This is a genomic window from Candidatus Poriferisodalis sp., from assembly GCF_965208895.1.
Lineage (GTDB): Bacteria > Actinomycetota > Acidimicrobiia > Acidimicrobiales > Poriferisodalaceae > Poriferisodalis.
Genome location: NZ_OZ242363.1, coordinates 2,887,970 through 2,912,919 on the forward strand (window position 1 = coordinate 2,887,970; position 24,950 = coordinate 2,912,919).

The 24,950-nt window shown below is 64.8% G+C and carries 21 protein-coding genes and 2 pseudogenes; 15 read left to right on the forward strand and 8 right to left on the reverse strand.

The window, feature by feature from the left end; translation table 11 throughout:
• The first annotated feature begins 23 nt into the window (after window positions 1-23).
• From tuf to ACOGJB_RS12965, 4 genes are all read left to right on the forward strand, one after another.
• The gene (gene tuf / locus ACOGJB_RS12950) at window positions 24-1,208 is read left to right on the forward strand and encodes an elongation factor Tu (protein WP_419837522.1); all 1,185 of its coding nucleotides are present in this window, start codon (window positions 24-26) and stop codon (window positions 1,206-1,208) included.
• 32 nt (window positions 1,209-1,240) lie between these two features.
• On the forward strand, window positions 1,241-1,555 hold the full coding sequence (rpsJ, locus tag ACOGJB_RS12955; protein ID WP_323671069.1) for a 30S ribosomal protein S10: 315 nt from the start codon (window positions 1,241-1,243) through the stop codon (window positions 1,553-1,555).
• Window positions 1,556-1,659: 104 nt separating this feature from the next.
• On the forward strand, window positions 1,660-2,367 hold the full coding sequence (locus ACOGJB_RS12960) for a hypothetical protein (RefSeq protein ID WP_419837523.1): 708 nt from the start codon (window positions 1,660-1,662) through the stop codon (window positions 2,365-2,367).
• Between the two features lie 222 nt (window positions 2,368-2,589).
• Complete coding sequence (locus ACOGJB_RS12965; protein ID WP_419837524.1) at window positions 2,590-3,048, forward strand: hypothetical protein; 459 nt, start codon at window positions 2,590-2,592, stop codon at window positions 3,046-3,048.
• A gap of 803 nt (window positions 3,049-3,851) precedes the next feature.
• Here ACOGJB_RS12965 and ACOGJB_RS12970 read toward each other — a convergent pair.
• Entirely contained in the window at window positions 3,852-4,820 is a 969-nt protein-coding gene (locus ACOGJB_RS12970; RefSeq protein ID WP_419837525.1) for a hypothetical protein, read from the reverse strand.
• A gap of 585 nt (window positions 4,821-5,405) precedes the next feature.
• Here ACOGJB_RS12970 and ACOGJB_RS12975 point away from each other — a divergent pair.
• The 5 genes and pseudogenes from ACOGJB_RS12975 to ACOGJB_RS12995 all read left to right on the forward strand — a co-directional run.
• Entirely contained in the window at window positions 5,406-5,993 is a 588-nt protein-coding gene (locus ACOGJB_RS12975) for a transposase (RefSeq protein WP_419837526.1), read from the forward strand.
• Window positions 5,914-6,093, forward strand: a pseudogene (locus ACOGJB_RS12980) (transposase); the annotation flags it as partial. The gene ACOGJB_RS12975 and the pseudogene ACOGJB_RS12980, both read left to right, overlap by 80 nt.
• Window positions 6,094-6,160: 67 nt before the next feature.
• On the forward strand, window positions 6,161-6,253 hold the full coding sequence (locus ACOGJB_RS12985) for a transposase (RefSeq protein ID WP_419840734.1): 93 nt from the start codon (window positions 6,161-6,163) through the stop codon (window positions 6,251-6,253).
• A gap of 199 nt (window positions 6,254-6,452) precedes the next feature.
• On the forward strand, window positions 6,453-7,643 hold the full coding sequence (locus tag ACOGJB_RS12990; RefSeq protein ID WP_419837527.1) for an IS110 family transposase: 1,191 nt from the start codon (window positions 6,453-6,455) through the stop codon (window positions 7,641-7,643).
• A 97-nt stretch (window positions 7,644-7,740) separates the two neighbouring features.
• Window positions 7,741-8,211, forward strand: a pseudogene (locus tag ACOGJB_RS12995) (transposase); the annotation flags it as partial.
• Window positions 8,212-8,693: 482 nt separating this feature from the next.
• On the opposite strand, the gene ACOGJB_RS13000 reads toward ACOGJB_RS12995, so the two are convergent.
• From ACOGJB_RS13000 to ACOGJB_RS13010, 3 genes are all read right to left on the reverse strand, one after another.
• Window positions 8,694-9,137: an ASCH domain-containing protein gene (locus tag ACOGJB_RS13000; RefSeq protein ID WP_419837528.1), complete on the reverse strand. Its 444-nt coding sequence runs from the start codon at window positions 9,135-9,137 to the stop codon at window positions 8,694-8,696.
• Window positions 9,130-11,181, reverse strand: a complete 2,052-nt coding sequence (locus ACOGJB_RS13005; RefSeq protein WP_419837529.1) for a GNAT family N-acetyltransferase — start codon at window positions 11,179-11,181, stop codon at window positions 9,130-9,132. The genes ACOGJB_RS13000 and ACOGJB_RS13005 overlap by 8 nt, the downstream gene beginning before the upstream one ends.
• Before the next feature lie 777 nt (window positions 11,182-11,958).
• Window positions 11,959-12,537 carry a DUF6338 family protein gene (locus tag ACOGJB_RS13010; RefSeq protein ID WP_419837530.1) on the reverse strand — a complete coding sequence of 193 codons (579 nt, stop codon included), beginning with the start codon at window positions 12,535-12,537 and terminating at the stop codon, window positions 11,959-11,961.
• A 12-nt stretch (window positions 12,538-12,549) separates the two neighbouring features.
• On the opposite strand from ACOGJB_RS13010, the gene ACOGJB_RS13015 reads away from it, so the two are divergent.
• Genes ACOGJB_RS13015 through ACOGJB_RS13025 form a run of 3 tightly spaced genes read left to right on the forward strand, consistent with a single transcriptional unit; the run spans window position 12,550 to window position 17,744 of the window.
• On the forward strand, window positions 12,550-13,965 hold the full coding sequence (locus tag ACOGJB_RS13015; protein WP_419840741.1) for an N-6 DNA methylase: 1,416 nt from the start codon (window positions 12,550-12,552) through the stop codon (window positions 13,963-13,965).
• A 54-nt stretch (window positions 13,966-14,019) separates the two neighbouring features.
• Complete coding sequence (locus ACOGJB_RS13020) at window positions 14,020-15,876, forward strand: ATP-dependent nuclease (protein ID WP_419837531.1); 1,857 nt, start codon at window positions 14,020-14,022, stop codon at window positions 15,874-15,876.
• The gene (locus ACOGJB_RS13025) at window positions 15,873-17,744 is read left to right on the forward strand and encodes a UvrD-helicase domain-containing protein (protein WP_419837532.1); all 1,872 of its coding nucleotides are present in this window, start codon (window positions 15,873-15,875) and stop codon (window positions 17,742-17,744) included. The genes ACOGJB_RS13020 and ACOGJB_RS13025 overlap by 4 nt, the downstream gene beginning before the upstream one ends.
• Window positions 17,745-17,851: 107 nt before the next feature.
• On the opposite strand, the gene ACOGJB_RS13030 is transcribed toward ACOGJB_RS13025, so the two are convergent.
• The 4 genes from ACOGJB_RS13030 to ACOGJB_RS13045 form a co-directional block, all read right to left on the reverse strand.
• Window positions 17,852-18,100 carry a MoaD/ThiS family protein gene (locus ACOGJB_RS13030; RefSeq protein WP_419837533.1) on the reverse strand — a complete coding sequence of 83 codons (249 nt, stop codon included), beginning with the start codon at window positions 18,098-18,100 and terminating at the stop codon, window positions 17,852-17,854.
• 108 nt (window positions 18,101-18,208) lie between these two features.
• Entirely contained in the window at window positions 18,209-20,485 is a 2,277-nt protein-coding gene (locus ACOGJB_RS13035) for a xanthine dehydrogenase family protein molybdopterin-binding subunit (protein ID WP_419837534.1), read from the reverse strand.
• Window positions 20,486-20,536: 51 nt separating this feature from the next.
• On the reverse strand, window positions 20,537-21,016 hold the full coding sequence (locus ACOGJB_RS13040) for a (2Fe-2S)-binding protein (protein ID WP_419837535.1): 480 nt from the start codon (window positions 21,014-21,016) through the stop codon (window positions 20,537-20,539).
• Window positions 21,016-21,894: an FAD binding domain-containing protein gene (locus ACOGJB_RS13045; protein ID WP_419837536.1), complete on the reverse strand. Its 879-nt coding sequence runs from the start codon at window positions 21,892-21,894 to the stop codon at window positions 21,016-21,018. Before ACOGJB_RS13045 ends, ACOGJB_RS13040 begins: the two co-directional genes overlap by 1 nt.
• A gap of 110 nt (window positions 21,895-22,004) precedes the next feature.
• On the opposite strand from ACOGJB_RS13045, the gene ACOGJB_RS13050 reads away from it, so the two are divergent.
• Genes ACOGJB_RS13050 through ACOGJB_RS13060 form a run of 3 tightly spaced genes read left to right on the forward strand, consistent with a single transcriptional unit; the run spans window position 22,005 to window position 24,950 of the window.
• Window positions 22,005-22,241, forward strand: coding sequence for a hypothetical protein (locus ACOGJB_RS13050; RefSeq protein WP_419837537.1), 237 nt, complete (start codon window positions 22,005-22,007; stop codon window positions 22,239-22,241).
• A 55-nt stretch (window positions 22,242-22,296) separates the two neighbouring features.
• Window positions 22,297-23,259: a sterol desaturase family protein gene (locus ACOGJB_RS13055; RefSeq protein WP_419837538.1), complete on the forward strand. Its 963-nt coding sequence runs from the start codon at window positions 22,297-22,299 to the stop codon at window positions 23,257-23,259.
• Window positions 23,256-24,950, forward strand: coding sequence for a GH3 auxin-responsive promoter family protein (locus tag ACOGJB_RS13060; RefSeq protein ID WP_419837539.1), 1,695 nt, complete (start codon window positions 23,256-23,258; stop codon window positions 24,948-24,950). The genes ACOGJB_RS13055 and ACOGJB_RS13060 overlap by 4 nt, the downstream gene beginning before the upstream one ends.

Genomic DNA, 24,950 nt, shown 5'->3' on the forward strand with positions numbered 1-24,950 from the left:
GAACCCCGAAAGGCGGGTACGACATGGCAAAAGAGCGATTCGAGCGGACCAAGCCTCACGTCAACGTGGGCACGATGGGACACATCGACCACGGCAAGACGACACTGACGGCTGCCATCACGCGCGTGCTGTCCGAAAAGGTCGGCGGCCAGGCGACGGCCTTCGACGAGATCGACAAGGCACCCGAAGAGCGTGAGCGTGGCATCACGATCTCCATCGCGCACGTCGAGTACGAGACGGCGAACCGTCACTACGCACACGTCGATATGCCCGGCCACGCCGACTACATCAAGAACATGATCACCGGCGCCGCCCAGGTGGACGGGGCCATCTTGGTCGTGTCCGCTGCCGACGGCCCAATGCCACAGACCCGTGAGCACGTGCTGCTGGCCCGCCAGGTCGGCGTGCCCTACATCGTGGTCGCGCTGAACAAGGTCGACATGGTCGACGACGAGGAGCTGCTCGAGCTCGTCGAGCTCGAGGTACGCGAGCTGCTCAGCGAGTACGAGTTCCCCGGCGACGACGTCCCGGTGGTGCGCGTCTCGGCCCTGAATGCCCTCGAGGGTGATGCGGCTGCCGCCGAGCAGGTCGTCGAGCTGATGAACGCCGTCGATGAGTACGTGCCCGAGCCCGTGCGCGACACCGACCGTCCGTTCCTGATGCCGATCGAGGATGTCTTCTCGATCACCGGCCGCGGCACCGTGGTGACCGGCAAGATCGAGCAGGGCGTCATCAACACCGGCGAGGAAATCGAGATCGTCGGCATCCGCGACACGCAGACCACTACCGTGACCGGCGTCGAGATGTTCCGCAAGATTCTCGACGAAGGCCAGGCAGGCGACAACGTCGGGCTGCTGCTGCGAGGCACCGGCAAGGAAGACGTCGAGCGTGGCCAGGTCTGCACCCGCAAGGGAGCGATCACGCCGCACACCAGGTTCGAGGCTCAGGTCTACGTGCTGAACAAGGACGAGGGCGGCCGCCACAAGCCGTTCTTCTCGAACTACCGGCCGCAGTTCTACTTCCGCACCACCGATATCACCGGCGTGGTCGAGCTGCCTGACGGCACCGAGATGTGCATGCCGGGCGACAACACCGAGATGACCGTCGAGCTGATCAACCCGATCGCGATGGACGAGGGCTTGCGCTTCGCCATCCGTGAGGGTGGGCGTACTGTGGGCGCCGGCCGGGTCACCAAGATCGTCCAGTAACCCGGTTCTCAAGCGAACAGTCAGGCACTCAGATGGCAGCACCTCGGATCCGTATGCGGCTCAAGGCCTACGACCACGAGATCGTGGACCAGTCGGCGCAGAAGATCACCGAGACGGTGCTGCGTACCAATGCCAAGGTTCGCGGGCCCGTGCCGCTGCCGACCGAGAAGCATCGGTACACGGTCGTGCGGTCCCCCCACAAAGACAAGGACTCGCGCGAGCACTTCGAGATGCGCATCCACAAGCGCCTGATCGACGTGATCGATCCCACCGACAAGACGGTCGATTCGCTCCAGCGGCTCGACCTGCCCGCCGGCGTAGAGATCGAGCTCAAGGTCCAGCCCTAGCGCGCCGCCGACGCGAAAAGCGTTGGTGCCATGCTGGCAAGAGTCCTTGAAAAGGCGTAACCCCGGACGTTTGCCGAGGCAGGGACGTTTCCGGGGCTTTCAAGATGGATTCTAGGGCGCATCAATCTGCGGCGCAAGCAGCCATCATCGACCACGACGTCATTGCGGCGCGACTTACCGATGATCGACTCGCGTCGTACGTTTCAGCTGTCGGCGGGGATCTTGAGGCGGCGATCAGACTGTACGACTGGAACGTTGCTGTATCGAGCGCTATGTACGCCGATCTCGCCCGGCTTGAGGTCGTCTTCCGCAACGCGGTGGATCGGGCGCTTGGCGCACTTGGTAGCGCGCGGGGCTGGTACCAACCTTGGTACCAGCAGAAGCACCTCTTCAAGAACCAGAAGGCCAAGAAAGCACGTGAGTCCATCGCGTCTGCAGTCGACCGAGGAACTCCCAAGGGCAAGAGCGAGCCGGTCCATGGGAAGGTAATCGCTGAATTTACGTTTGGATTCTGGCGGTACCTCTGCCGTCCGATCTTCGCGACCTCGCTATGGGTGCCTGCGGTCGCAGCCGCGTTTCCTGAGCACCCCGATGCGCCCGATCCCCACCGAGTCCGTGCGGGCGTGGAGGATCGTGTGCAGCGCCTGCATTTCCTGCGCAATCGCATTGCACATCACGAGCCGATCCATCAGCGCGACTTGACGTGCGACCGAGAACAGTTGCTGGAGTTGGTGCACTGGATCTGCCCGCCTTGCGGCGCGTGGGTTGAGGTCAACAGCAGCTCGGGGGGCGCGCTTGCGGCGCGACCGTGACTCAATCGACATCGCCGTGTTCCGGATTCGCGACGTGTTGCAGCCTGGAGGTCTCAGCGAGTCCGTCCAGGCTTCCATGAGTGGTTGGCCCTCTACAGCCCGCCGGACGAGTTCGCCTCTCTCGTCGGGGAGAGGGCCTGACAAGCCCCTCCATAGTCTGCAGTCGGACGGCAGTCTGCAATCAGCCGACTATATCTGAACTAATTCAGATATAGTCGCGGCATGCAGGCGGTTGAGCGCTCGTTCTCCGATTTCCTGCGTCACCCGAAGGAAGTCGTTGCGGAGCTCGCGGAGCATGATGTTGTGCTTCGTCGAAGGAACGCCCCGGCGCTTCGGCTGTGCCGCGTCGACCGCGACGAGTCTCGAACGGAGACATTCAACGCGCTCGCTCGCTTGCTGCGAAACTTGGCGGCACACAGCCCTGTCCCGCTCGCCACAGCTTTGGGTGACGTGTACCCGTGGGTGCAGTACTTGCCTCGCGAAGAACGTGAATTGTTCGCAGAGGAATTGACCAAGGAACTTCTGGCATCAGCGTCGATCGATGTGTTCGAGCCTGTTGCTCTGCTTGTGGGTGCGTGGAAGGCCACCGCCGAGGTTCATGCGGACCCTGAGTTGGCCCGTCGGCTGGCCGGACCCCACGAGATCACCCACGGCGGCCGCCTCCCACCTCCGATCCTCTGAGGTCATTGCGAACGCATGCCGAAGCGTCGTGAGCGAGTCGCGCCCCCGCCGCGCCCAGATGGGGGGGACATGCGCTTCGGGAACAACGCCGCCGCGAGGGGTTGGGAGCAGGTCTGCGCCAGCGCGCCATGCGGCGGGACCTATGGGGCTGTTTCCCCATCCTGCAGTAGGCCCCAATCTATGCTGCGTTCATGACCGAACTGGAATGGGTGCCGGATCCTCGGCTTGAGCAGCCGACGGGCGAGATGTGGGCTACGCCAATGGGGCTGTCAATGGGACGCTTTGTGCCAAACGGAGTTCATTGTTGCGCCCACGGCTGCCGGTGCGGCCAGACGGCGGTCGCGGAAGGGCAGGCGAACGGAGAGTGCTTGGCGTGGTGTGCGCATTGCACCGTCCTCGCCAAGCTGATCAATCCAGTGACGGGGCTGGACAGACCTGCCGATCTGAGTGACGGACGCTGCGATGACGAGTGTTCTATCTGCGACCTATTGCCGCCGATGGCACTTCCGTTGAGCGTGGATCAAGTGCTCGGCGTGATGGTGGGCGGCAGCGGGTGATTCGTTCTCGCTGGTAGGCGCTTCTTCTTACCGCGTCTTGCACATGAAAGGGTCTGTCGGACAGGAACGCAGCCCGCATCACAGCGGGTCCAACCCGACGACTGGTGGATGGTCGCCTATCCGCGCGGCCTCTTAGGAGGCGAGTCGGTAGGCGTAGCCGTGGCCAGAGCGGCCCGTGAGCGAAGCGAACAACAGCGGGCAGCAACGGGCGGTACGACGAGAAGGCTCACCTACCAGCGCGGCTCCTTAGCGCTCGGATCGACAGGCCCCGTCGAGCATGGCGAATGTCTCGGTCTGATCCCTGCACCACAGTCCCAAACAGACGCCGGCTTCGTTGAATTCGCCCGCGAAGATGGTGTGCTCGTAGTCCAAGTCCACTTCGTTGCCGCTCAAATCCACGAGGCACTCGGCGTTTGCCGACAGGTAGGAGCGCTCGCAGGAGGGTTCCCAACCCTCCCTCACTCCGAGTCCGGGCATCGTGACGATTCCGTCGGCACATGTGCGATGTTGAATGGTCTCGCTCGCTGCCCTCTGTCGTGCGTCAGACTCCGACCATCCTTCGCAACCATTGCCAGCATCGCATTCGACTCCGTAGCAGGTATTGAGAATGTTGCGCGAGTTGTCAGATGGCCCGGTCAACACGTAGGGACCCTGATAGGCCTCGAAGACGTCAAGCGCGTGTTCCGACTCACAGTCAAACGCGGCAGCGTAGATCGCGCTGATGAGTGCCGGATCAGGGCTGCTTGAGTCGGCGAGGCAGCCGTCGAATCCTCCTGTACGGAAGTATCCGTAGTCGAGTTCTGCCAGGGGTGGCGTGTTGCGCAGAAATGAGACTGTCAGTCCTGACGGATTTTCAGTTGCTCGGTGAGCCGCGATCGCCATCGTGTCGGCCAGTAGTTCCGCCGCCAGCCGATCCGTGCTGAGGCCGTCGCGGTCACTGCGACACCCGGCGTAGTGGGTGACGAAACGACTCAGGAGGTGGCTGCCTTGCGGAGTGGAGCGCGTGTACGCGTGAGCAAGTTCGTGCAAAACGATGTCGCTGGTACTTGGACCCTCATAAGGGCTATACGAATCGTGCTCAAGTCGTAGCGCGTCCAAACTGAGCCACGCTTCGCCCGTGCGATAGTTGTAACAGCCAAGGGCGTTCGCGCAGCTGTCAGGGAGGTCCTCAAAGAAGCTGAACTGGGCGGCATCCAGCGCTGGTCCCAACCACATCCACGAGTCAGTGTGCTTGTTGACGATGGACTGGACAATCGCCGTGCCCTGCGCCTGAACCTGCGGATGCAGCGTAGGGACGGTGTCTGAGGCCGTTGCGATGTAGGCCGCTGACTGTTGACGGCGAAGTGACTCCTCGCGAGAGTCGTCAGCAGGGGCAGTGAACGCTTCTTGACGGCCCGTAGTCGTGACTTGACCATCGACGCTTCCGCTGGGAGGGTCTGGTTGGCGAAGTGTCACAGGAGCGGAGGAAACTGCGGGAGTAGCAACAGTGCGGACAGGAGCATCGCCGCCAGTCCGCCACTTGTCCCACGCATTGACCGCCAGGACTCCGCTCACGGCACCAACGAGTGCGATCAGGGCACCCAGGACGAACTTCCTCCACATGACGGGCAACCGTACTGCTTGCGCATGTTCACGATCATGGACACGAGAACGACTCGCTCGGCCAGACCGCAACCGCTAGCGAGCGGGCGACGTGCTGGCTTATCCGCTGGCAAGCGGGTCGTCAGGGCCTGTCAAGAATTTTGTGTAAACGGCGTGGTCTGAGGGTCCGCAGCGATGGGCTGTGGGCCGGGAAGGATCATGTCTGCGGCTGATCAGAATATGCCGGCTGTGCCGGCGGGAGAGGCCGTCGGCGAGACGGCGATGACCGACTGGGCCGAGCTTTTGGTGGCCCAGGCACGCGCTGAGGGCGTGGAGCTGACCGGCGACGGCGGTCTTTTGACGGGGCTGGTGCGTCAAGTGCTCCGGATCGGCCTCGAGGTCGAGATGAGCGAGCATCTGGGCTATGAGCGTCACGCCGTTGCGGGCCGCGGGTCGGGCAACTCGCGCAACGGGTCGACCCCCAAGACGGTCACCACCGAGATCGGCGAGGTCGACCTTCGGGTGCCTCGTGACCGTGCCGGGACGTTCTGCCCGGTGACGGTGCCCAAGCACCGCCGCCGGCTGGACGGCCTGTCGGGCAACGTGATCAGCCTCTATGCGAAGGGGCTCACGACCGGCGAGATCCAGGACCATCTGGCCGAGATCTATGACACCTCGGTGAGCCGGGAGACGATCCCGGTAGATCACCGAGGGGATCGTGGCCGACATGGCGGTGTGGCAGAACCGCACCGCTCGACCCGGTCTACGCGGTGCTGGGTTCGACGCGATCGTCGTCAAGGCCCTTGACTCCCAGGTCGCCAACAGGCCTGTGTATGTCGCTATCGGCGTGGATCTTCAAGGCGAACGCGACGTTTTGGGCATGTGGCTGGGCCCGTCGGGCGGCGAGGGCGCCAAGCAGTGGGCGACGATGCTGACCGAGCTGCGAAACCGGGGTCTCGCCGACGCGTCGGTTCGTGTGCTGCGACGGACTCAAGGGCCTGCCCTCGGCGATCCGGGCGACCTGGCCCGAAGCGACGGTTCAGACATCGTTAGTTCATTATGGGTAGGCCCCGAAGGGTTCGGGGTGTCATCCGCGTCGGCGGAAGAGAACCAGTGCAGACCGACCCAGGAGGTCCGGACGCAGACCTGTTCCTTTCGTCGATGACGGGCCTCGAACTGCAATCAGGAGTTGCGCTGCGAGCGCCGAAACGAGTGACGGTGGCGGTCTGTCGAGACGGGTGAGCTGACCTCGACGGAGGACGACATATGACAGCATTTGCCGGTATCGACTGGGGCGGGGCTTATCACCAGGCCGCAGTCGTCGATGACTTGGGGCGGGAGCTGGTCAACCGGCGTTTCGCCCATGACCGGGCGGGCGTCGACGGTCTCGTCGCTTTGCTGGGAGATCACGACGGGCTCGTGGGGGTCGCGGTCGAGCGAAGCGAGGGGCTGCTCGTCGAGCGGCTCCTCAGTGAGGGCTTCGCGGTGTTCGCGGTGAGTCCAAGGGTTTCGGCTGCTGCTCGTGAACGCCACCAGGCCGCGGTTCGCAAGAGCGACCGCTTCGACGCGTTCGTGCTGGCTGATCTGATGCGCACCGACGGCTGGAAGTGGCGGCCCCTGGCTGCGGAGTCCGCGCTGCAAGCCGAGCTGCGGGCGGTGACGCGGCACCGCCGTCAGTGCGTGGACAGCCAGATCGCTGTCGAGGCGCAGCTTCGAGAGACCTTGGTCGCCTATCACCCTGCGGTGACCGCGCTGTTCTCCAGCGTCGACCGCGACGCCACGATCGCGTTCTTGCGCGGCTACCCGACCCCAGAGGCCGCAGGCCGGGTCGGCGACAACCGCATGGCCGGTTTCTGCAGTCGCATCGGCTACTCGGGCCGGGTCCCGGCCGGTGTGCTCGCCGAGCGGCTGCGCGCCAATCTGCTGTGCGCAGCACCCGGCAGCGTCGCCGGGCACAGCTACGCAGCCCTGGCGCTGGCCGACCAGCTCGAACTGCTGAACCACCAGATCCGGTCCTGCAACCGGCGCATCGGCGCACTACTCGCCGACCACCCCGACCATCGGATCATCGACAGCTTCCCCGCCGTGGGCCGCGTCACCGCAGCCGAGCTCATCTCAGAGATCGGCGAGGACCGCGGCCGCTACCCCACAGCACAGGCACTGCTCGCCGAGGCAGGCGCCGCGCCGGTCACGCTGTCATCAGGCAAGATCCAACGCGTGCGGGTCCGGCGGGCCTGCAACCGCCGACTGCGAGCCGCCACCACCAGCTGGGCCTACACCCTCAAGCGCATTGACCCCGTCTCAGCAGCCCGCTACGCCAAAGCCTGCGAACGCGGCGCCACCAAGCACACCGCCCTGCGTGCCGTAGCGTCGAGCTGGCTGCGCGTCCTGTGGCGCTGCTGGCAAGATCGCACCCTCTACGACCCCGCGATCCACCGACCCGACACGCCACGCTGAACCGGCCGCCCAACACCAATCCGGCTCCCGCCGACACAACGCCGGCCCCGCCAGCGCGCCCCCGCACAGCCCGGTCCCCGCCAAAAGGTTGACAACAGAAGTCTGCGTCGTGCACATGGTCCCCAACAGCCTGCGGTACGCGTCCCCCAAGCACTGGAGCCCCATCACCAAAGCGATGCGCGAGATCTACACCTCAGCGACCGTCGAGGCCGCCCAGACGCGGTTCGCCCAGTTCGCCGACGACTGGGAGGGCACCTACCCCGCGATGATCGGTTCGTGGCGCAACTCCTGGGACGAGTTCGTGCCGTTCCTGGAGTTCCCCGCCGAGCTGCGCAGAGTCGTGTACACCACAAACGCCATAGAAAGCCTCAACGCCAGATTCAGGCGGGCAGTGCGCCATCGAGGGCACTTCCCCAACGAACAAGCAGCGATGAAAGTCCTCTACCTCATCGCCACAGCCCGACGCAAGAACCGAACCAACCTCACCGGCAAGACCAACGGCTGGAAAGCCATCCTGAACACACTGACCGTCCACTACGGCGACCGGATCGCCGACCACATCCGATGAAAACCACCACAGCCGGATACACAAAAAATATGACAGGCCCGGTCGTGTCAGGGCTAGATGGGATCAGTTTCTGGACGAGGTTCTTGAAGTCGTAGTAGCCGCGCGTGACGTAGTGATCGATGATCGCTTCGCGGTAGTTGCGGGTCTCGTCATCGTGGGCGTCCATCGTTGCGTTCAGGAGCGAGCGGATCGGGTCTTCCCAAGTGGCGTGGTCCCATTCGTTGGCGGCGTTTTCGAGCATTCGATGGGCGAGCGTTGTGGCCGTGGCTGGCCTGGACGTTGCTATTTCTGTGAGGCGTTCAATGGTGTCGTGTCCGAGCCATTCGGGGCATCCGGCGGCGAGCGTGGTTTCCAGTGCGGCGAGGGACCAGTCGTCGTCAAGCTTCGAGGACACGGCGGCGGCGAACGAGTTGCACCATTCGGCCCACGAAACCCCGGCGGGAACAGAAATCGGGGCCGATGCTGCCGGGCGTCGTTTGGGGCTATTGCAGGGCTGTCACGAGGCGTTCGCGTCGGCCAGGGTCGACGTAGGCGAGGCTCTGTGGGGGGCGGAAGTTGTCGGCGAGGCGGAGCGCTTGCAGCGGGATCGGCGCGGGAAGTCTGTTGGGCTGCTTGAGAAAGAGCGCCACTCCTTCGCTTCGGCCTGAGAGATAGGCATCGAATTCGGGTCTTGAGAGTGCGGTCTTGGTTCCGTGGCGTTGCCAGAGTTCGTCGACGGGGAGACGGATGACGCTGTGGACGATGCAGGTGCCGACAAGCGAACGTGCTGGTCCTGTCGCATACAGCAGCGCGAGCGTCGGGATTGTGATGCGGGGCATGACGCGGCGCAACTCGAGTGTTTTGGTGCCGTTCAGGATTGCTTCAGCGAATCGCGGCTTCAGCGAGAGCACCAGCGCACGAGTCGGGTCAAGCCTGGGTTCAGCCATTGTTTGTCTGGCGGGGAAGGCCCATGCCTTCCCGATACAGCGCTTCGGCGGTACGTTCGCTGACGGTTCTGGTGGTCACGCCGAACCCTTGCTCCCAGATGTCGTCGGGGCACAGCTCGCGGGCACGCCCGGCACTGACGGTTTCGTCGAAGACATCTGTTCGACCGAAGAGCAGGACTGTGGCCGTCGATGAGCCGTCAGGGTTGCGGGTTGCGCTCTCACGTACCTGTTGAAGGTCGAAAACCCCACGGCGTGCGTACTTGCTGTGCAGTCGTTGCGGCGTTCCGGTGTCCACCTCGTCGAGCCACGACATCGCCCGCACACCGGCGCTCGGTCCACCTCCGGTCACCAACCACGCGATCCGTGCCGGTGCCTGTAGCCCGGGTCGCCGAGCCATGTAGTAAGCGTTTTCTCGTGCGGTGGCGGCCTCGGGCGCCGTCTCGATGAGTTTCATCTGGGCATCTCGGTACCCGAGCAGGGTCTCGCCGTAGCTGGGCTTGATGGGCACAATGTGGCAAGGTACCGCGCCGGTGAACAGCTTGAACGGCCAGCGTTCCAGCTCCATTCGGCTGATCAGCGGTATGGGCAGCGTTGCTTCCGCAACCTCGGCTGAGCCGAGCTCTGCTGGAAGCGGGTCGTCGCATCCGATCACCCGCAGTGCCACCTCAGCATGCCAGATGCCGTCGCGGACGGCGAAGCCTTCGTCGAGCAGCGCACGGCTGACTCCGTGGGCGACATCGTCGATGATCTCGATGCGTGTTGCGCCGGCCTCGACGGCGCGTCGCCGCAGCGTGTGAATGAGTTGGCGCAGCAAGCTGTAGGCCCTGTGGTCACCGAGCGACCGCAGGACGCTGACGCGCAGCGAATTCCCGATGGGATGGTGCGCGACGAGCACCCATGGGATGCCCGACGCTGTCACTTCTTCGATGCGACCGTCCGGATGGGCAACGGTGCCAGCGAGACGCTCACGCAGGCCCCAAGAACGCTCGCTCTGTGCTTGGACGGCGAAGCGGGCAAGCATTTCGCTGGTCGGCAGGCTGGCGGATCGCTGCACGGCGAATGCCGAAGTCTTGATGAACTCCGGCTCGAACGCTGGAGACGAATCGGCTTGCATCGCCAGCAGATAATCCGCCGGCCGCACCACCGTTACCCCGGTGAGGCGTTGGATGGTCCCCGCTGACCTCAGCAGGGCTTCGTCCCGGCTGATGAGATGTGTCGCCCCGCCCGCAGCTGTCTCGGCGACGATCCGCAGATCGCTGTCTCGGTTCGCAGACAGCTCGTCAGCAGCGCGCAGTGTCGCGAATGACTCGTTGACCGCATCGTCGTCGGTGCCAAGTTCGTTGAACTCAGGTCGCCCGGTGCTCGGCCGTGCCGCCACAGCGCTGCCCTTGCCTGAACGAAGCTCACTGTTCACTTGCGCTGTGACGACGAGCTGGGCGTGATCGTGCATCCAATCGGCCGCGAGTCCGAGTGAGGCGTCCCGATTTCGTCCCTCCAGCAAGTCAAGAACGATGTTGGTGTCAAGCGCCGCCACCAAGCGATCGTCGACCGTCTCCGTATCGGGGAGCTGCACGACCGAGTCGAAAAGCGACAAATCGGCCAGCGGCCGCCACCAAGTTGCGAGTTCGTGCCCGGCGTGGCTGCGGCCTGGTCGTCGGCCCCACTGCTCGAAGCCGAGTTGAGGCCACATGTGGTGCGCGGGATAGTCGATCCTGCATCGAAGTCGAATGCCCCGGCGAGCTGCGTGTCTCCGGGCGATCTCCTCGACCAGGCTGCGAGCGGTGCCCTGACCCCGCTCGCTGTCTCGGACGCAGAGATGCGTCAGCGATACTTCGTGACGCCGGGACCGCAGCGCAAACAACGCGTACCCGACTACTTCACCGTCTCTCGCAGCGGCCAGAAGGCAGCCCGACTCGGCTGCCTCTTCGAAAACCGCGTACGGCAAGTGCCCGAGCGTTGCGCTGTTGGCGTCACCGAGTTCAACGACTTGTTCGTAGAGCGGTCCGTCCGCATCCACCGGTTCGATCCGCGAGGCCTGCGTCACACCACTCCTAGAGTTCGCTGCCGAAGCCGCATCCGACGCAAGAAACTGTTGCACTTCACACCTCGAAGACAGCAGGGGTTTTCTCGCCCCGGCGACGAGCCGTGCTGTCGAGGCAAGCCGGGGCTGTCAGGACTGTCGGATGCTCCCGTGTCAAGCGGCGAGTGGGTGAGCCTGTTGTCGGGCTTGTTCGTCGCGCCGCATGCGGCGGATGACGCGGTTGGCGAGGTGTCGTTTGTGGGCTCGTTGATTCCCCCTGCGAGCCGACCTCGCCACCCTCAAGACCCGCACTTGACATCTACAGGAACGTCCCAGGGTGAATCAGGAGCGGAGGGGTGATCCTGCACGTTGCCAGCGGCCAGTACATCGACTGGAACTTCGAATGAGAATGAAGTCTGCACCATCAAGCGGGCTTCCTGAACATGGAGCACGCCCATCGCGCGCGTTGATCGTCGGAAAGCACTGTCGACACCTCAGACTTCAAGCGGTTCTTTGAGGTGCGGGCGTGAAGCAGTGCCCGGGAGGCAGATGCCCAATGGGGAAGGACGCCCGGCATCCGCGCCGGACCGGAGGCGAACAGCCAGGCATGCGTGCCAGCACGTTCGGGTGCTGGCCTAGCTGTGGTCGGATCTGCGTGTCGGAAGATCGGAATCGCTCGGCGCAGGCGGCGGTTGAAATGCCCCCTGAGGTATGTCTTCGGGGCCGGCAGTGCCGATGGGTGTATAGCCGTCTCGGCTGGCAGTACGCCTGCGTGAGGAGAGTCTCCTGTCGGTGCGCCTGTCACGGCTCATCATCGACTCCTGCGCTTGCGAGTTCCTCCAGTGGAATGAACTCTAGTGATTCGATATCGCTGCGCTGAAGCAGTATTCCGCCGCTCGTTTCCAAGGGCACTCCGTCTCGCAACACCGGCGCGGCGGTTTCCTGATCGAGCAGGATTGTTCTGGCGAGGTACAGATCGCGATCATCCTCGTCGGTCGCCGCGTACGACGTCACCGGTTCGTGCTCGATGTAGAGGCCGCCCACCCATCGTCCGGATCGCAGCCTGCACCGCAGCAGTCCGATCGCTCGCTGCTCGAACAGGTGATCCCACGCAGTTGGCGTTCGATTCTCAGCCAGCAGCCAGCGCACCCGCCTCGGCGAGCGAGCGGTGAGCCAACCCATGCCCCATCCGAGTGCATTCGGGACGACGACGAACCCAGTCGGGATGAAGTTGACATACCACGGCACAGCTCGCAGGGCGACGAAGTCGGTGTGAGTGCTCGCCGGTAGTCGCGTTCGGCGCTCACTGAATTCGTGGTGGTGTTGGGGGCCTTGGGAACCCGAACGAAGATGCCATAGCGTGATCTGGTGACCGCACACGATCCGAAGGTGATGGTGCAGAAGCTGTGGGACTTCTGCGACGTGCTGCGAGACGACGGCCTGTCCTACGGCGACTACCTCGAGCAGCTCACGTATCTGCTGTTCTTGAAGATGGCCGACGAGCAGTACGTGATGCTCGGAGGCGACCGCATCGTTCCTGTCGAGCACGACTGGCAGTCGCTGCTGAGCCGGTCGGGCGCGGAGCTCGAAGACCACTACAGCGAGTGCCTGTCGGCGCTGGGCACGAGCGAGGACATGCTCGGGGTGGTGTTCCACAAGGCTCGGAACCGCATCCAGACGCCCGCCAAGCTGGAACAGCTCATCAAGGAGTTCATCGACCAGCACGAGTGGATGAGCTACGACGCCGACCTCAAGGGCGATGCGTATGAGGGCCTGATCGAGAAGACCGCTCAGGAGGGCGCCAGGGGAGCGGGCCAGTACTTCACGCCGCGGTCGCTCATCAACGCCATCGTCGACGTGATGCAGCCCGGGCCTGACCATCGCATCTGCGACCCCGCGTGTGGCACCGGCGGGTTTTTCTTGGGTGCGTACCGGTCGATCGTCGAGCGGTTCCCACGCCTGGAGCCCGGCCAGGTCGCTCACTTGCGCTCGGGTGCGTTCACGGGGTGGGAGATCGCTGACCTGCCGGCGCGTCTGTGTGCGATGAACATGCTGCTGCACGGCATCGAGAGCCCAGAGTCCGACTCTCCGATTGTCGTGGACGACGCCCTGCGGGACTCTCCGGGCAGACCCTTTGACATGGTGTTGACGAACCCGCCGTTCGGCCGGTCGTCGTCGGATAGCTACGAGCGGGAGGACTTCTGGGCGACGACCCGCAACAAGCAGCTCAACTTCGTTCAGCATGTCGTGAGCCTGTTGAAGATCGGCGGCGACGCGGCTGTCGTGGTGCCTGACAATGTGCTGTTCGAGGCGGGTGCGGGCGAGACGATCCGTCGCCGGCTGCTGCACGACTGCGAAGTCCACACCCTGCTGCGGCTGCCGACCGGCATCTTCTACGCCCAAGGCGTGAAAGCCAACGTCTTGTTCTTCCGCCGTCGCGAGGGTGCCGAGGATCCGTGGACCCGCGAGCTGTGGGTGTACGACCTGCGCACCAACAAGCACTTCACGCTCAAGCAGAACCCGCTCACGAGAGCCGACCTGGACGACTTCGTCGCCTGCTACCGGGCCGACTCGCGCCACAACCGCCAGGAATCCGAGCGGTTCAAGCGCTACGCCTACGACGAGCTGATCGCCCGCGACAAAGTCAGCCTCGACCTGTTCTGGCTCCGAGACGAGAGCCTCGAAGACGCCGACAACCTGCCGCCGCCGGATGTCCTCGCCGCCGAGATCGCCGAAGACCTCGAAACCGCCCTCGCCGAGATCCAAGCCCTCGCCGACAGCCTCGCCGTTTCAGCCAAGCCTGAGTGAGCGACGTGCCCGGCGCTCGTTAGCTTGAGTGACGGCGGAACGTAGCCTTGACGCATGGCCGCTGGTACGAGTGGCGGGAGCGCTCATGCGCACATCTACGTAGAGCGCGTCGTGCTGCGCAACTTCAGGGGCATCGAACGCTTGGCAGTGGACCTACGTCCTGGGCTGACGTTGCTGGTTGGTCGCAACAATGCCGGCAAATCGCGGATATTGCGGGCGTTGCATGTCGCCATCGGCGGAGTTCCAGCTGAGCGGGACGATCTCACTGTTGGCCTCGACATAGCAGCCGAGATCGATGTGGTGATCGCGCCGCGTCCGTCTGCCCCGGGTGCCGACGATGGCCAGCAGGCAAAGCACGACGGCGCTCCTGAGCCAGCTGGGCAGACATTCACAGGGCAACTTCAACGACTCCTCGGCGTTGGGATTGCCTTGACGTCAAGCAGCCCTGCCCGTCAGCGCTTTGCGTGGCGCACCACGATCGTGTCGGTCAGCGATGGCAGGGGCGCCCAAGCGCGAACCAACCTGCTGAGTCACGACGCGAACACCGGCGGCTGGGATGAAACAAGCACATCGCTGCCGCGATCGGCCCGAGAGCTCCTCTACGCCGAGCTCGTGGACACGCGCCGCGATCTCGATGCCGAGTTGCGTCAGCGGGGGACTGCCATCCGCCGGATTCTGAGTGATCTTCAGGTGTCCTCGACTCAGCGGGATGCGCTTGAACGAGAGCTGGCGCGGTTGGGTGATGACATTCTGCAACACAGCGACACACTCCGGACGCTCCGAACATCATTGAGTTTGCTGGATCGTTACGTCGATGCGCTCGGCGAAGTTTGCGTCGACCCCGTGCCGCGGACCCTCGAGGAGTTGGCACGAGCCGTGGGCGTGAGTTTTGGCAGTGGAGCGGATTCCCTGGCATCAAGGCTCCACGGTTCGGGAGTTCGCAGTTTGGCGTCGCTGCTTGCTCAAGATCTTTTCTACAGCCAGACCTTGGGCGTTGACGGCGGTGACATTCGCCCACATCCCGTAACGCTTGTCGAGGAGCCGGAGTCCCATCTTCACCCGCACGCGATCATCGAGGTTGCGGGCCTGCTCTCGGCCGAGCGACGGCAAGTCGTGGCGACCACGCACTCCCCGTTGCTCGCGGCGTCAGTGGCGCCGGAATCATTGCGGCTCGTCCGACGAGACAGGGCTGGACTTCACCAGGCCGTCGATTTCGGCCCTGCCGAGTCACGTGACCATGGTGCTCTCCGGACGAAGCAGCCGAGTCTCTATGCAAGCGAGATGGAGAAGCTGACGCGCTTGGTGGAGCGTCCATTCGGTGAACTTCTGTTTGCTCGCGCGGTCGTAATCGGTGATGGCGCGACGGAGCGAGCCTTCTTGCCACCGGTGCTGCGGGATGCCCTGGGATCGCTGGCACACGGTGTTTCGGTCATCGACTCTGCGGGCATGAACGCCGATGTCGTGCAAGCCGTCGTCAAATTCGCCCGTCATGTGGAAATCCCGGTCGTCGTATTCGCCGACAACGACGCTGCAGGACGCCAAGCGGTGAGAGCCTTGGCGGCCGATGGGACGCTTGACGAATCATCCGAAGTGGTGTGGAGCAGCGCCGATCAAGCAGATTTGTCGAGCCCGGAGACGGGCGCGGCAACTGAGCGCATGATGATCAGTGCAGCCCCCGAGGCGTGCTTTGATGCATGTCGATTGCTGAACGCATCGGTAGAACGTGACGAAGATCTTCTCGAAGTCATGAAGGGGCTCAAGGGGAGCATCGGCGGGGTTTTGGCGTCGGCGTTCATTGAGCGCAGTCCCTATGTCGATGGAAGCAGGTGGCCCGAACCGCTGCGGCAGCTGACCGACGTTCTTCGGGCGAAGCTCAGCAGCGATTCGGACCCAGAAGCGGGGGCGGCATGACGGCCCTTCAGAGCAGTGCCGCCGACATTGTCAACTTGACTGAAGAACAGCAAGCGATCGTGGACTCGACCGAGCCAGCGCTCGTGGTGACCGCCCCGGCGGGCACCGGTAAGACCGAAGTGCTTGTCCGGCAGGCCGAACGCTTCGTCCGCGATCAATCGAACGGTTATGCCCGCGTGTTGGTCGTCACCTACACCACGCGCGCAGCCGAGGAATTCACTTCCCGGCTTCGGCATCCCCTCGGCAGCGCGATGGAACGGGTCACAGCGGAGACCCTTCACGGCTTCGCGCAGTCGCTCCTGAGCGCTCACGGCAGCCATGTCGGTCTCCCACCGGACTTCGGGATCATCACGACAGACGAGGACCGCGCTGAGTTGTTCGCCGGGTACGACGCGTCCTGGCAGCCCGGTGAAGGACTGGATCTGTTTCGCGAACTCGATCTCGCACGGGCGAAGGGCGTGGCGCACCCTCGCCTGTCCGCATGGAGCGACGCACTGGCGTATCGGGGTGCGGTCGACTTCAACGAGATGATTGCCAAGGCGACTGAGTTGCTCCATATCGGCGCTGTCGCCGAGATGCTCCGTAACGTCTATGGACTGGTGCTCGTCGACGAGGCACAGAACCTCACCCAACAGCAGTACGAGTTTCTTGTGGCCCTCATTGGCAGGCGGCCTGAATCCCGTGCACCACACATACCAACGACGCTGCTCGGCGACCCGAACCAGCTCGTTACTGGCTTCGCTGGCGGCGACAGCAGCCACATGGAGAGTTTCAAGGCCGATTTCGGCGCAGAACGGGTCACGCTTTTGAAGAACTTCCGCTCTTCGCTTCGACTGTCTTGCCTGGAAGCGGTGGTAGCGGGCGAACTCGGCAGAAGCGTTCGCGGCCGCAGAGGCGGCGCGGGCGAGGCCGCCACCGGCGTCTTGGAAGTGCACCAGTTCAAAGACGAGGGAGCGGAGGGAGAGTTCATTGCGGAATGGGCAGACGAGTTGCTCACCGAGGGTCTGCCAGTCGAGGCCGTCATGGCCAGCGAATCCAGACGGGTGCTGCCCGAACAGATTGCGGTGCTCGGTCGGCACGCCGCCGCATTGAGCGCGGCATCCGATGCTCTGGCCGACAGAGGCCATGCAGTCGCCAGAGCACACAATGCCGACGACTACATGTCCTCTCGTCTGGGGAAGGTGGCGTTCCTCTTGATGCGATACAGGAGCGACCGCCACCGCCTCGCGGCCTCGGGCGAGCTACGGAGAGACTTTGGCATCGAGTTGCCAGCGGAACTCATGGGCGAATCGGGGGCGGTACCGTCGGAGGCAGACGAGCCACTGCGACGAGCAGGGGTGGTGGGTGCCGAGGCACTGGCACCGCTTCTGACCGTCGATTCGTCGGCGGAATTCGTCGAGGCCTTGGACATGTGCCGCTTGGCAAAGAGCGAAGGCAGCGACATGCTCGCCAGTTGGTCTGCGGACCGGGCGCTTCTCTGTGACACTTGGGCCGAGTTCGCGGATGTCACGCCAGTGCGCGCACGCTCGTGGACCGCTTTTGGCCTGCACGTAGATCGTGAGACGCGCGGGCGTGATCTTGGCAGTGGCGTTCGAGTACTGACGGTGCACAAGGCTCAGGGACGCGAGTTCAAGGCCGTGGCGGTCACCGCAATGAACGATGGGCAATTCCCCGATTTCCGGGCGACATCAAGCGAGGCTGAGCGGGCCGAATTGCAGACCTTCTACGTGGCCGCTACCCGAGCGTCGCGTGTGCTGCTGTTGACCCGTGCCGGGGTCCGACCAACGCGATACGGAGATCGCACTACCGAGCCGTCGCGGTTTCTGCAATTGGTTCAGAGGGCGCGTGTCGATTCCGAACCGTTCTGATGGGTTCAGGCGAAGCCGCCTTCGCTGAGATTTCAGCGCGCGGTGCCGTCCGATTGTGATGGGGCGACGTGCTAGACCGTCCGCCGGCGAGGGGGCAACGTGCTGACCTATCCGCCCGCGAGGGGGCGGACTAGATGCACCTCTGACGTGGCGGTGAGCTCTTCGAGCATTGGGTCGGGGATGATCTCGCCGTCGATGGCGACGGCCGTTGACGATGTCTCGACGAGATGTGCGTTCAGCGACGGGTAGCGCTCTGAGAGCTGCCGCACCAGATCGCGCACATTCACGGCGTTGAGCGTGACCTCGGCGACGCCCGTGTGCTGGCGCTGGTCGGTCGAGAAGTGAACGATGGCCACGCTGCTGCCCGGCTCAGCGGAGCCGACGCTCGCCCGTCATCGTCACGATGTTCCGTGGCCGGGGCATGGTGACGATGACGGCGTTCACGTCGGTTGCGATCAGCCCAGTCAGCCTTGATCGGCGGCCGTCAGTGCCTCCAGCACTCGCGGTGGCGACAGCGGCAAGTCGCCGATGCGCACTCCGGTGGCGTCGGCCACGGCATTGGCCATCACCGGCAGCGGCGGGACAATGCCCACCTCGCCGACGCCGCGCACGCCATAGGGGTGCGACGGGTTCGGCACCTCGACGATCACCGTCTCGATCATCGGGAGGTCCGACGCCACCGGGATGCGGTAGTCGAGGAAGCCCGGGTTCTCGAGGTCTCCGTTGTCGGAATAGATGTACTCCTCGTTGAGCGCCCAGCCGATGCCCTGCACGACGCCGCCTTGCATCTGGCCTTCGACGTAGCTCGGGTGGATTGCCGTGCCGGCATCCTGAGCCGTGGTGTAGCGCTCGACGGTGACCCGCCCGGTTTCGGAGTCGACGGACACGTCCGCAACCTGCACCGAGAAGGCCGGACCGGCGCCGCGGGCGTTCAGCGACGCCGTCGCGCCCAGCGGGCCGCCGGTGCGCTTCGCATTCCCGGTGATGGCGGCCAGCGTCAGCGGCTCCTGCTCGCCCGGGCCGTGGACGGCCGAGCCGTCCACCCACTCGACCTCTTCCACATCGCAATCCCAGGTCTTCGCCGCACGCTTGCGCAGCTGCGTCTTGAGATCGCGGCAGGCCTCCACGACTGCCATGCCCGTCGCGAACGTGGCGCGGCTGCCTTCGGTGACGTCGGTGAAGCCGACCACTTCGGTGTCGCCCACGACCGGCTGGATCAGGTGCACATCGAGGCCGAGTTCCTCGGCGGCCATCAGCGCCATCGACGCCCGGCTGCCGCCGATGTCAGGGCTCCCGGTGATCACCGTGGCAGTGCCGTTCTCGTTCAGGTTGACCGTTGCGCTCGACGCCTCGCCGATGTTGAACCAGAAGCCCGTGGCCACGCCACGACCCTGGCCGTCTGGCAGCACAGTCTGGTAGTGGTCGCTGTCGCGGATCGCTTCGAGGCAGTCGCGCAGCCCGATCATCGGCCACTTGGGCCCATAGGGCGTCGGGTCGCCCTGCGACGGGCAGTTGTGGAGCCGCAAGTCGATCGGGTCCATGCCGAGGCGAGCCGCGATCTCGTCGACCACCGAGTCCATGGCGAATGCCGCCGCAGGGGCCGACGGCGCCCGGTAGGCCACGTTGACCGGACGGTTGAGCACCACGTCGAAACCCTCGACGTAGAGGTGATCGAGGGTGTACGCCGACACGACGCACATGCAGCCGAGCATGGCGGCGATGCCCTGAAAGGCCCCGTTCTCGTAGGCCAGCCAAGCCTTCGCCGTGGTGATCGTGCCGTCGTTGCGGGCACCGACCTTCATCTTGATGATCGAGCCCGGTGCGGGGCCGGTGGCCCGGAAGACATCCTCGCGGCTCATCACGATCTTGACAGGACGGCCTGCCTTGGTCGACAGCAGCGCAGCCACCGGTTCGATGTAGATGGTGGTCTTGCCGCCGAAGCCGCCGCCGATCTCCGCCGGGATGACCTTGATGCGCGAGGTGTCCCAGCCGAGCACCGTGGCCGTGGAGGATCGAACCATGAAATGACCCTGCGAGGAGGCCCAGATGACGGCCTTGCCCTCCTGGTCGCAGTCGACAACGCAGGCGTGCGGCTCGATGTAGCCTTGGTGCACGGCCTGGGTCGAGAACTCCCGCTCGATCACGATGTCGGCTTCGCCGAAGCCTTGTTCGACGTCGCCGCGCTCGTACACGGTGCGCGCCGCAACATTCGACGGCTCGGTCGGCCGGGGGTCGACGCCGCGCGTGAACAAGGTGTCGTGAATCACCGGCGCCCCATCTGCCATCGCATCGGCGATGTTCAGCACGTGGGGGAGCAGCTCGTAGGTCACCTCGATTGCTTCCGCCGCCGCCTTGGCTTCACGACGGGTGGACGCTGCAACAGCGGCCACCGCGTGGCCGCTGTACAGCACCTTGTCGCGCGCAATGACCGTGCACATCAGGTTGCGAGTGGCGCCCTTGGGGGGCGCTTCGGGGAAATCGGCCCCGGTGACCACGGCCTTCACGCCGGGCATCGCCTCGGCTTTTGACGTGTCAATCGAGATGATCCGGGCGTGAGGATGCGGCGAGCGCAAGATGTGCCCGTGCAGCATTCCCGGCAGGTTCAGGTCGGCTGCGTAGCGGGCCTTTCCGGCGACCTTGTCGAGGCCGTCGTGGCGGACCGGACGGGTGCCGACCCAGCGATAGCCCGATGCACCGTTGCCGTTGGTGCCGGTGCTTGCGGGAGCTTCGGTGGTGCTCATGTTCAGGTGTCCTTCTGCGATGTCGGGTGAGTCTCGATCAGCCGATGTGGATCAAGCTGGGGTACGGATCTGGACGGCGGCCTCGAGCACCGAGCGCACGATCTTGTCGTAGCCGGTGCAGCGGCACAGGTTGCCGGCGAGCGCGTAGCGCACTTCGGTCTCGGTGGGGTCGGGGTTCTCGTCGAGCAGTGCCTTTGCGGCGATGAGGAACCCGGGCGTGCAGATGCCGCACTGCAGCGCAGCGCCTTCGAGGAAGCACTGTTGCAGCGGGTGCAGCTCGTCGGCACTGGCGAGACCCTCACAGGTGGTGATGGCGGCGCCGTCGGCCTCCGGGGCGAAGATCAGGCACGAGCACTGCAGGCGCCCGTTCATGATGATCGAGCAGGCGCCGCAGTCGCCGGTGCCGCAGCCCTCCTTGGCCCCGATGAGCCCCAGCTCGTCCCGCAGTGCATTGAGCAGCGATTCACCGTCTTCGGTCAGAAAATCAACGGCGTCGCCGTTGACCTCGCAGGTCACGTGGGTACGGCTCATCAGGAGGCTCCGTTCTGTCCGTTGGTGGTTCGAATGCGGTCTGCGGCAATGCCGGCGGCTCGGCGGGTGAGCACGCCGGCGACCTGGCGCCGGTAGGTGATCGTGCCCCGCTTGTCGTCGATCGGGTTGCAGGCGTCGCTGGCCGCTGCGGCCGCTGCGGCCAGCGACGCGTCATCGAGCCGGCTGCCGACGAGTGCCACTTCTGCCGCGGGCACCCGCACGACGGTGGGGGCGACTGCACCGAGGGCCACGGTGGCAGCGCTCACGGCGCCTTCACCGTCCAGCGTGAGCCGGACACCGGCGCCCACCACGGCGATGTCCATCTCGGTGCGGGGGATGAGCCGCAGGTAGGCGTCAGCGGTGCGTGCCGCCGGTCGCTCCAGTTCGAAGCACACCACGATCTCGTCGTGCGCCAGCGAGGTCTGCCCGGGCCCGGTCACCACGTCGGCGACGGGTACCCGTCGCTCGCCGCCGGCGCCTGCGATCACTGCGACAGCATTGTTGACGACCAGAGCCGGGACCGAATCCGCCGCGGGAGAGGCATTGCACAGGTTCCCGCCGAGGCTGGAGCGGTTCTGGATCTGGTCTGACCCGATGAGTCCAGCAGCCTCCGTCACTCCCGGGAAGTCGGCAGCGAAGTCAGCGTTTGCCGTCAAGGCCGAGCTGGGCGCTGCGGCACCGACGTGCCAGGTGTCGCCTTCGAGGCTCACCGACATCAGGCGATCGATGTTCTTGAGGTCGATCAGCATTGACGGCTCGGGCCGTCCGCCGCGCATCTGGGGCACGACATCGGTTGCGCCCGCGAACACGATGGCGTCGGCATCGCCCGCGAGCATTGCCCGAGCCTCATCAATGGTGGTCGGTGCGGCGTATTTCATGCGGATAGCTCCCGATCCGGTCTCTGCGGCATATGTCTCAGCACCGCCCGTGGGCGGCTGTGTCTGACAGGCCGCCTTGCGGCAATGGCCTTCACGGCAGCGGACGATAGTTGCGCTGGACCGTCCTCGTCGCGTTAGCGATCGTCACCCTCCCCGATAGCGATGGAGAAGCGGCAGTCGCCAGCCGCTACGACGCGGCCCGTGCGCAGATGCTCGAGTGGATCGAGGCCGGCGCGCTCGTGCCCCGTCACATCACCTACGAAGGGCTCGGTGCTGCGGGCGGCGCATTCGTCGACCTGCTCGCAGTCCGCACCGTCGGCACCACCATCGTCCGCCTCGGCGACTGACGATCCGGACCGCCGCGCTCCTTGGCGTGGGAGTGGGCCCACATAGGCTCAGCCCATGGCGTCGGATGAGCGGGTGCACAAAGGCGCCGCGCCGCTGCCGACACCACGAGACCTGACACTGGCGGCCACGAAGCTCGCGGTACGAGGCTCGTATCCGGTCGTGATCCTGTTGGGGATCGCTGTCTATGCCGGTGCTGGACTGCTCGGCATGCCCGTGGTCGCCGCGTCGTACCTGGCGGTGCTGGTCGGTGCTGGACTGATCACGCTGCATGAGGCCGTCCTGCCCTACCGCCTCGAATGGCGCCCGCAGCCCGGCGATGTGCGGGCTGACGCAGCATTCATGCTGACGATCCAAGTAGTCCTGCCGTTGCTGCTGTCATTGGCAGCAACCGTGGCGTTCGCCGGCTGGTTGCGAGAGGGAGATCTCACGCTCGGAGGTCTGTGGCCGCACTCGTGGCCAGTCGTCGCGCAAGCGGCACTGATGATGGCCGTCGCCGACTTCTTTCGGTATTGGCTGCACAGGGCCTTTCACGGTTCGGCCTTCATGTGGCGATGGCACGCGGTGCACCATTCGCCGCACCGGCTGTATTGGCTGAACGTCGGGCGCTTCCACCCGGCGGAGAAGGCTGTTCAGTACTGCGTCGACGCACTGCCGTTCGTGCTCGTCGGCGTCGGGGATGAAGTGCTCGCAGCCTACTTCGTCTTCTACGCCCTGAACGGCTTCTACCAGCACTCGAATTGCGACGTGAAGCTGGGTTGGCTCAATTACCTCATCAGCGGACCCGAACTGCACCGGTGGCATCACTCGGAGCTGCCGGCGGAATCCGATCACAACTTCGGCAACAACCTGATCATCTGGGACGTGGCGTTCGGGACCCGGATCCTGCCCGCGGACACAGCCGTCGGCCGCCTCGGACTGCTGAACCGGAAGTATCCGACAGGCTTTGTTGCCCAGATGCGCACTCCGCTGGTTCGGGATCTCGACAAGCGGGACGTCGAGGCGACGGCGACGTCGTGACCGACGGATTGAGCTACCGCTTGCTGCGCGCGGGATTGGCCGCAGCCAGCGGCCGCGTGCACCGCCGAATCGTTGAGGCGTCCGCCGATCCGGCGGCGACTCAGCACGACGTCCTGCAGCGCATCTTGACGGACAACGCCGACACAATCTTCGGCACTGATCACCGGTTCGGTTCCATCTCAGGCTTCGAGGATTTTCGGCGTGCCGTGCCGGTGCAGACCTACGAGGACCTGCGCGAGGCGATCGAGCGGCAGGAGGCCACCGGCGATCCGTGCCTGACCGCCGCCCCGCCGGTCTATTACAACCAGACCAGCGGAACTGTCGCCGCTCCGAAGAACATTCCGCTGACCAAAGCCGGCTTGGCTCGCATCCAGCGATTGCAGCGGCTCGCGGCATACGCGTTGTCGAGGCGCACGTCGGCACTCGGCGGCAAGGTGTTCGTGGTAAGCGGTGCCGCGCACGAGGGCACCATGCCGGCGGGCACGCCTTTCGGCTCGGCATCGGGACTGCTGTACGCAAGCCAGGGCAGGCTGCTTCGCCGCCGGTACGTGTTGCCCGCCTCGGTGTCCGACATTGCCGACTACGACGCCCGCTACCTGGCCATGGCGGTGCTGGGTGCAGCCGACGGCTCCGTCACCACTATGGCGACCGCCAACCCTTCCACGTTCATCCGGCTGATGGACGTGCTCAATACGCACGCCGAGAGCGTGCTGGCCGCAGTAGCCGACGGGAGATTGCCCGCGGATTGCAGCGTTGGCGCGGGCAGTGATCAGCTCGGGCTTCGCGCGAACCCCGAGCGTGCGTCAGCGCTTGCCCGGCGTCTCGAGGCTGCAGGAGAGATCGCCTATGCCGACATCTGGAGCGATCTGCGGGCCGCAGTGACGTGGACCGGCGGTAGTTGCGGCTTGGCCGTCGAACGCCTCAAGCCGATGCTGACAACTGATTGCCCGGTGTTCGAACTGGGGTACCTCGCCAGCGAGGTCAGCGGCACGGTCAACATCGATCCCATCGAAGGGTCGTGTGTTGCGACGCTGCAGGACAATTTCTTCGAGTTCGCAGAACGCGATGCATGGGAAGCCGCAGCCGACGATGCCGACCGTGGCCTGCAGACCTGCACGCTCGCCGACCTGGAGTCCGGCCGCGATTACTACGTCATCGTGACCACGTCCGATGGTCTGTATCGCTACGACATGAACGACATCGTGCGGGTGACGGGCTTCGTTGACCGCACGCCGGTCCTGTCCTTTATCCAGAAGGGCAAGGGCGTCACCAGCATTACCGGCGAGAAGCTCTACGAGTTCCAAGTGATGTCGGCTGTGACCGCTGCAGTGGCCGAAGTCGGCACGGTCGCGCCGTTCTTCATCATGCTGGCCGACGAGGCCGAGGCGGTCTACAGGTTGTATGTGGAGCTGGCGCGCCCACCGGCCGGTGAGCAGCGGGCAGCACTCGCGGGCGAATTGTCGTCCAACATCGAACGAGCACTGCAGCAGTCCAATGTCGAGTACGGCGCGAAACGAGCCAGCGGCCGGCTGGAACCGCTGCGCGTGCAGTTCCTTGCGGCCCGAACTGGTGACGAATTCAGGAGGCAGCGCGTCGCTGACGGTCAACGCGACGTGCAGTTCAAGTATCTACGGCTGCAGTACAGCGCCGAATGCTCGTTTCGCTTCGACGATTTCGCAGCCCCAGCGTGA

What these genes read in the sequence shown, in the direction of transcription:
- tuf (WP_419837522.1), top strand. Translation starts at nt 24, where the DNA reads ATGGCAAAAGAGCGATTCGAGCGGACCAAGCCTCACGTCAACGTGGGC.
- rpsJ (WP_323671069.1), top strand. Translation starts at nt 1,241, where the DNA reads ATGGCAGCACCTCGGATCCGTATGCGGCTCAAGGCCTACGACCACGAG.
- ACOGJB_RS12960 (WP_419837523.1), top strand. Translation starts at nt 1,660, where the DNA reads ATGGATTCTAGGGCGCATCAATCTGCGGCGCAAGCAGCCATCATCGAC.
- ACOGJB_RS12965 (WP_419837524.1), top strand. Translation starts at nt 2,590, where the DNA reads ATGCAGGCGGTTGAGCGCTCGTTCTCCGATTTCCTGCGTCACCCGAAG.
- ACOGJB_RS12970 (WP_419837525.1), bottom strand. Translation starts at nt 4,820, where the DNA reads ATGTGGTTGGGACCAGCGCTGGATGCCGCCCAGTTCAGCTTCTTTGAG.
- ACOGJB_RS12975 (WP_419837526.1), top strand. Translation starts at nt 5,406, where the DNA reads ATGTCTGCGGCTGATCAGAATATGCCGGCTGTGCCGGCGGGAGAGGCC.
- ACOGJB_RS12990 (WP_419837527.1), top strand. Translation starts at nt 6,453, where the DNA reads ATGACAGCATTTGCCGGTATCGACTGGGGCGGGGCTTATCACCAGGCC.
- ACOGJB_RS13000 (WP_419837528.1), bottom strand. Translation starts at nt 9,137, where the DNA reads ATGGCTGAACCCAGGCTTGACCCGACTCGTGCGCTGGTGCTCTCGCTG.
- ACOGJB_RS13015 (WP_419840741.1), top strand. Translation starts at nt 12,550, where the DNA reads ATGGTGCAGAAGCTGTGGGACTTCTGCGACGTGCTGCGAGACGACGGC.
- ACOGJB_RS13020 (WP_419837531.1), top strand. Translation starts at nt 14,020, where the DNA reads ATGGCCGCTGGTACGAGTGGCGGGAGCGCTCATGCGCACATCTACGTA.
- ACOGJB_RS13025 (WP_419837532.1), top strand. Translation starts at nt 15,873, where the DNA reads ATGACGGCCCTTCAGAGCAGTGCCGCCGACATTGTCAACTTGACTGAA.
- ACOGJB_RS13035 (WP_419837534.1), bottom strand. Translation starts at nt 20,485, where the DNA reads ATGAGCACCACCGAAGCTCCCGCAAGCACCGGCACCAACGGCAACGGT.
- ACOGJB_RS13040 (WP_419837535.1), bottom strand. Translation starts at nt 21,016, where the DNA reads ATGAGCCGTACCCACGTGACCTGCGAGGTCAACGGCGACGCCGTTGAT.
- ACOGJB_RS13045 (WP_419837536.1), bottom strand. Translation starts at nt 21,894, where the DNA reads ATGAAATACGCCGCACCGACCACCATTGATGAGGCTCGGGCAATGCTC.
- ACOGJB_RS13055 (WP_419837538.1), top strand. Translation starts at nt 22,297, where the DNA reads ATGGCGTCGGATGAGCGGGTGCACAAAGGCGCCGCGCCGCTGCCGACA.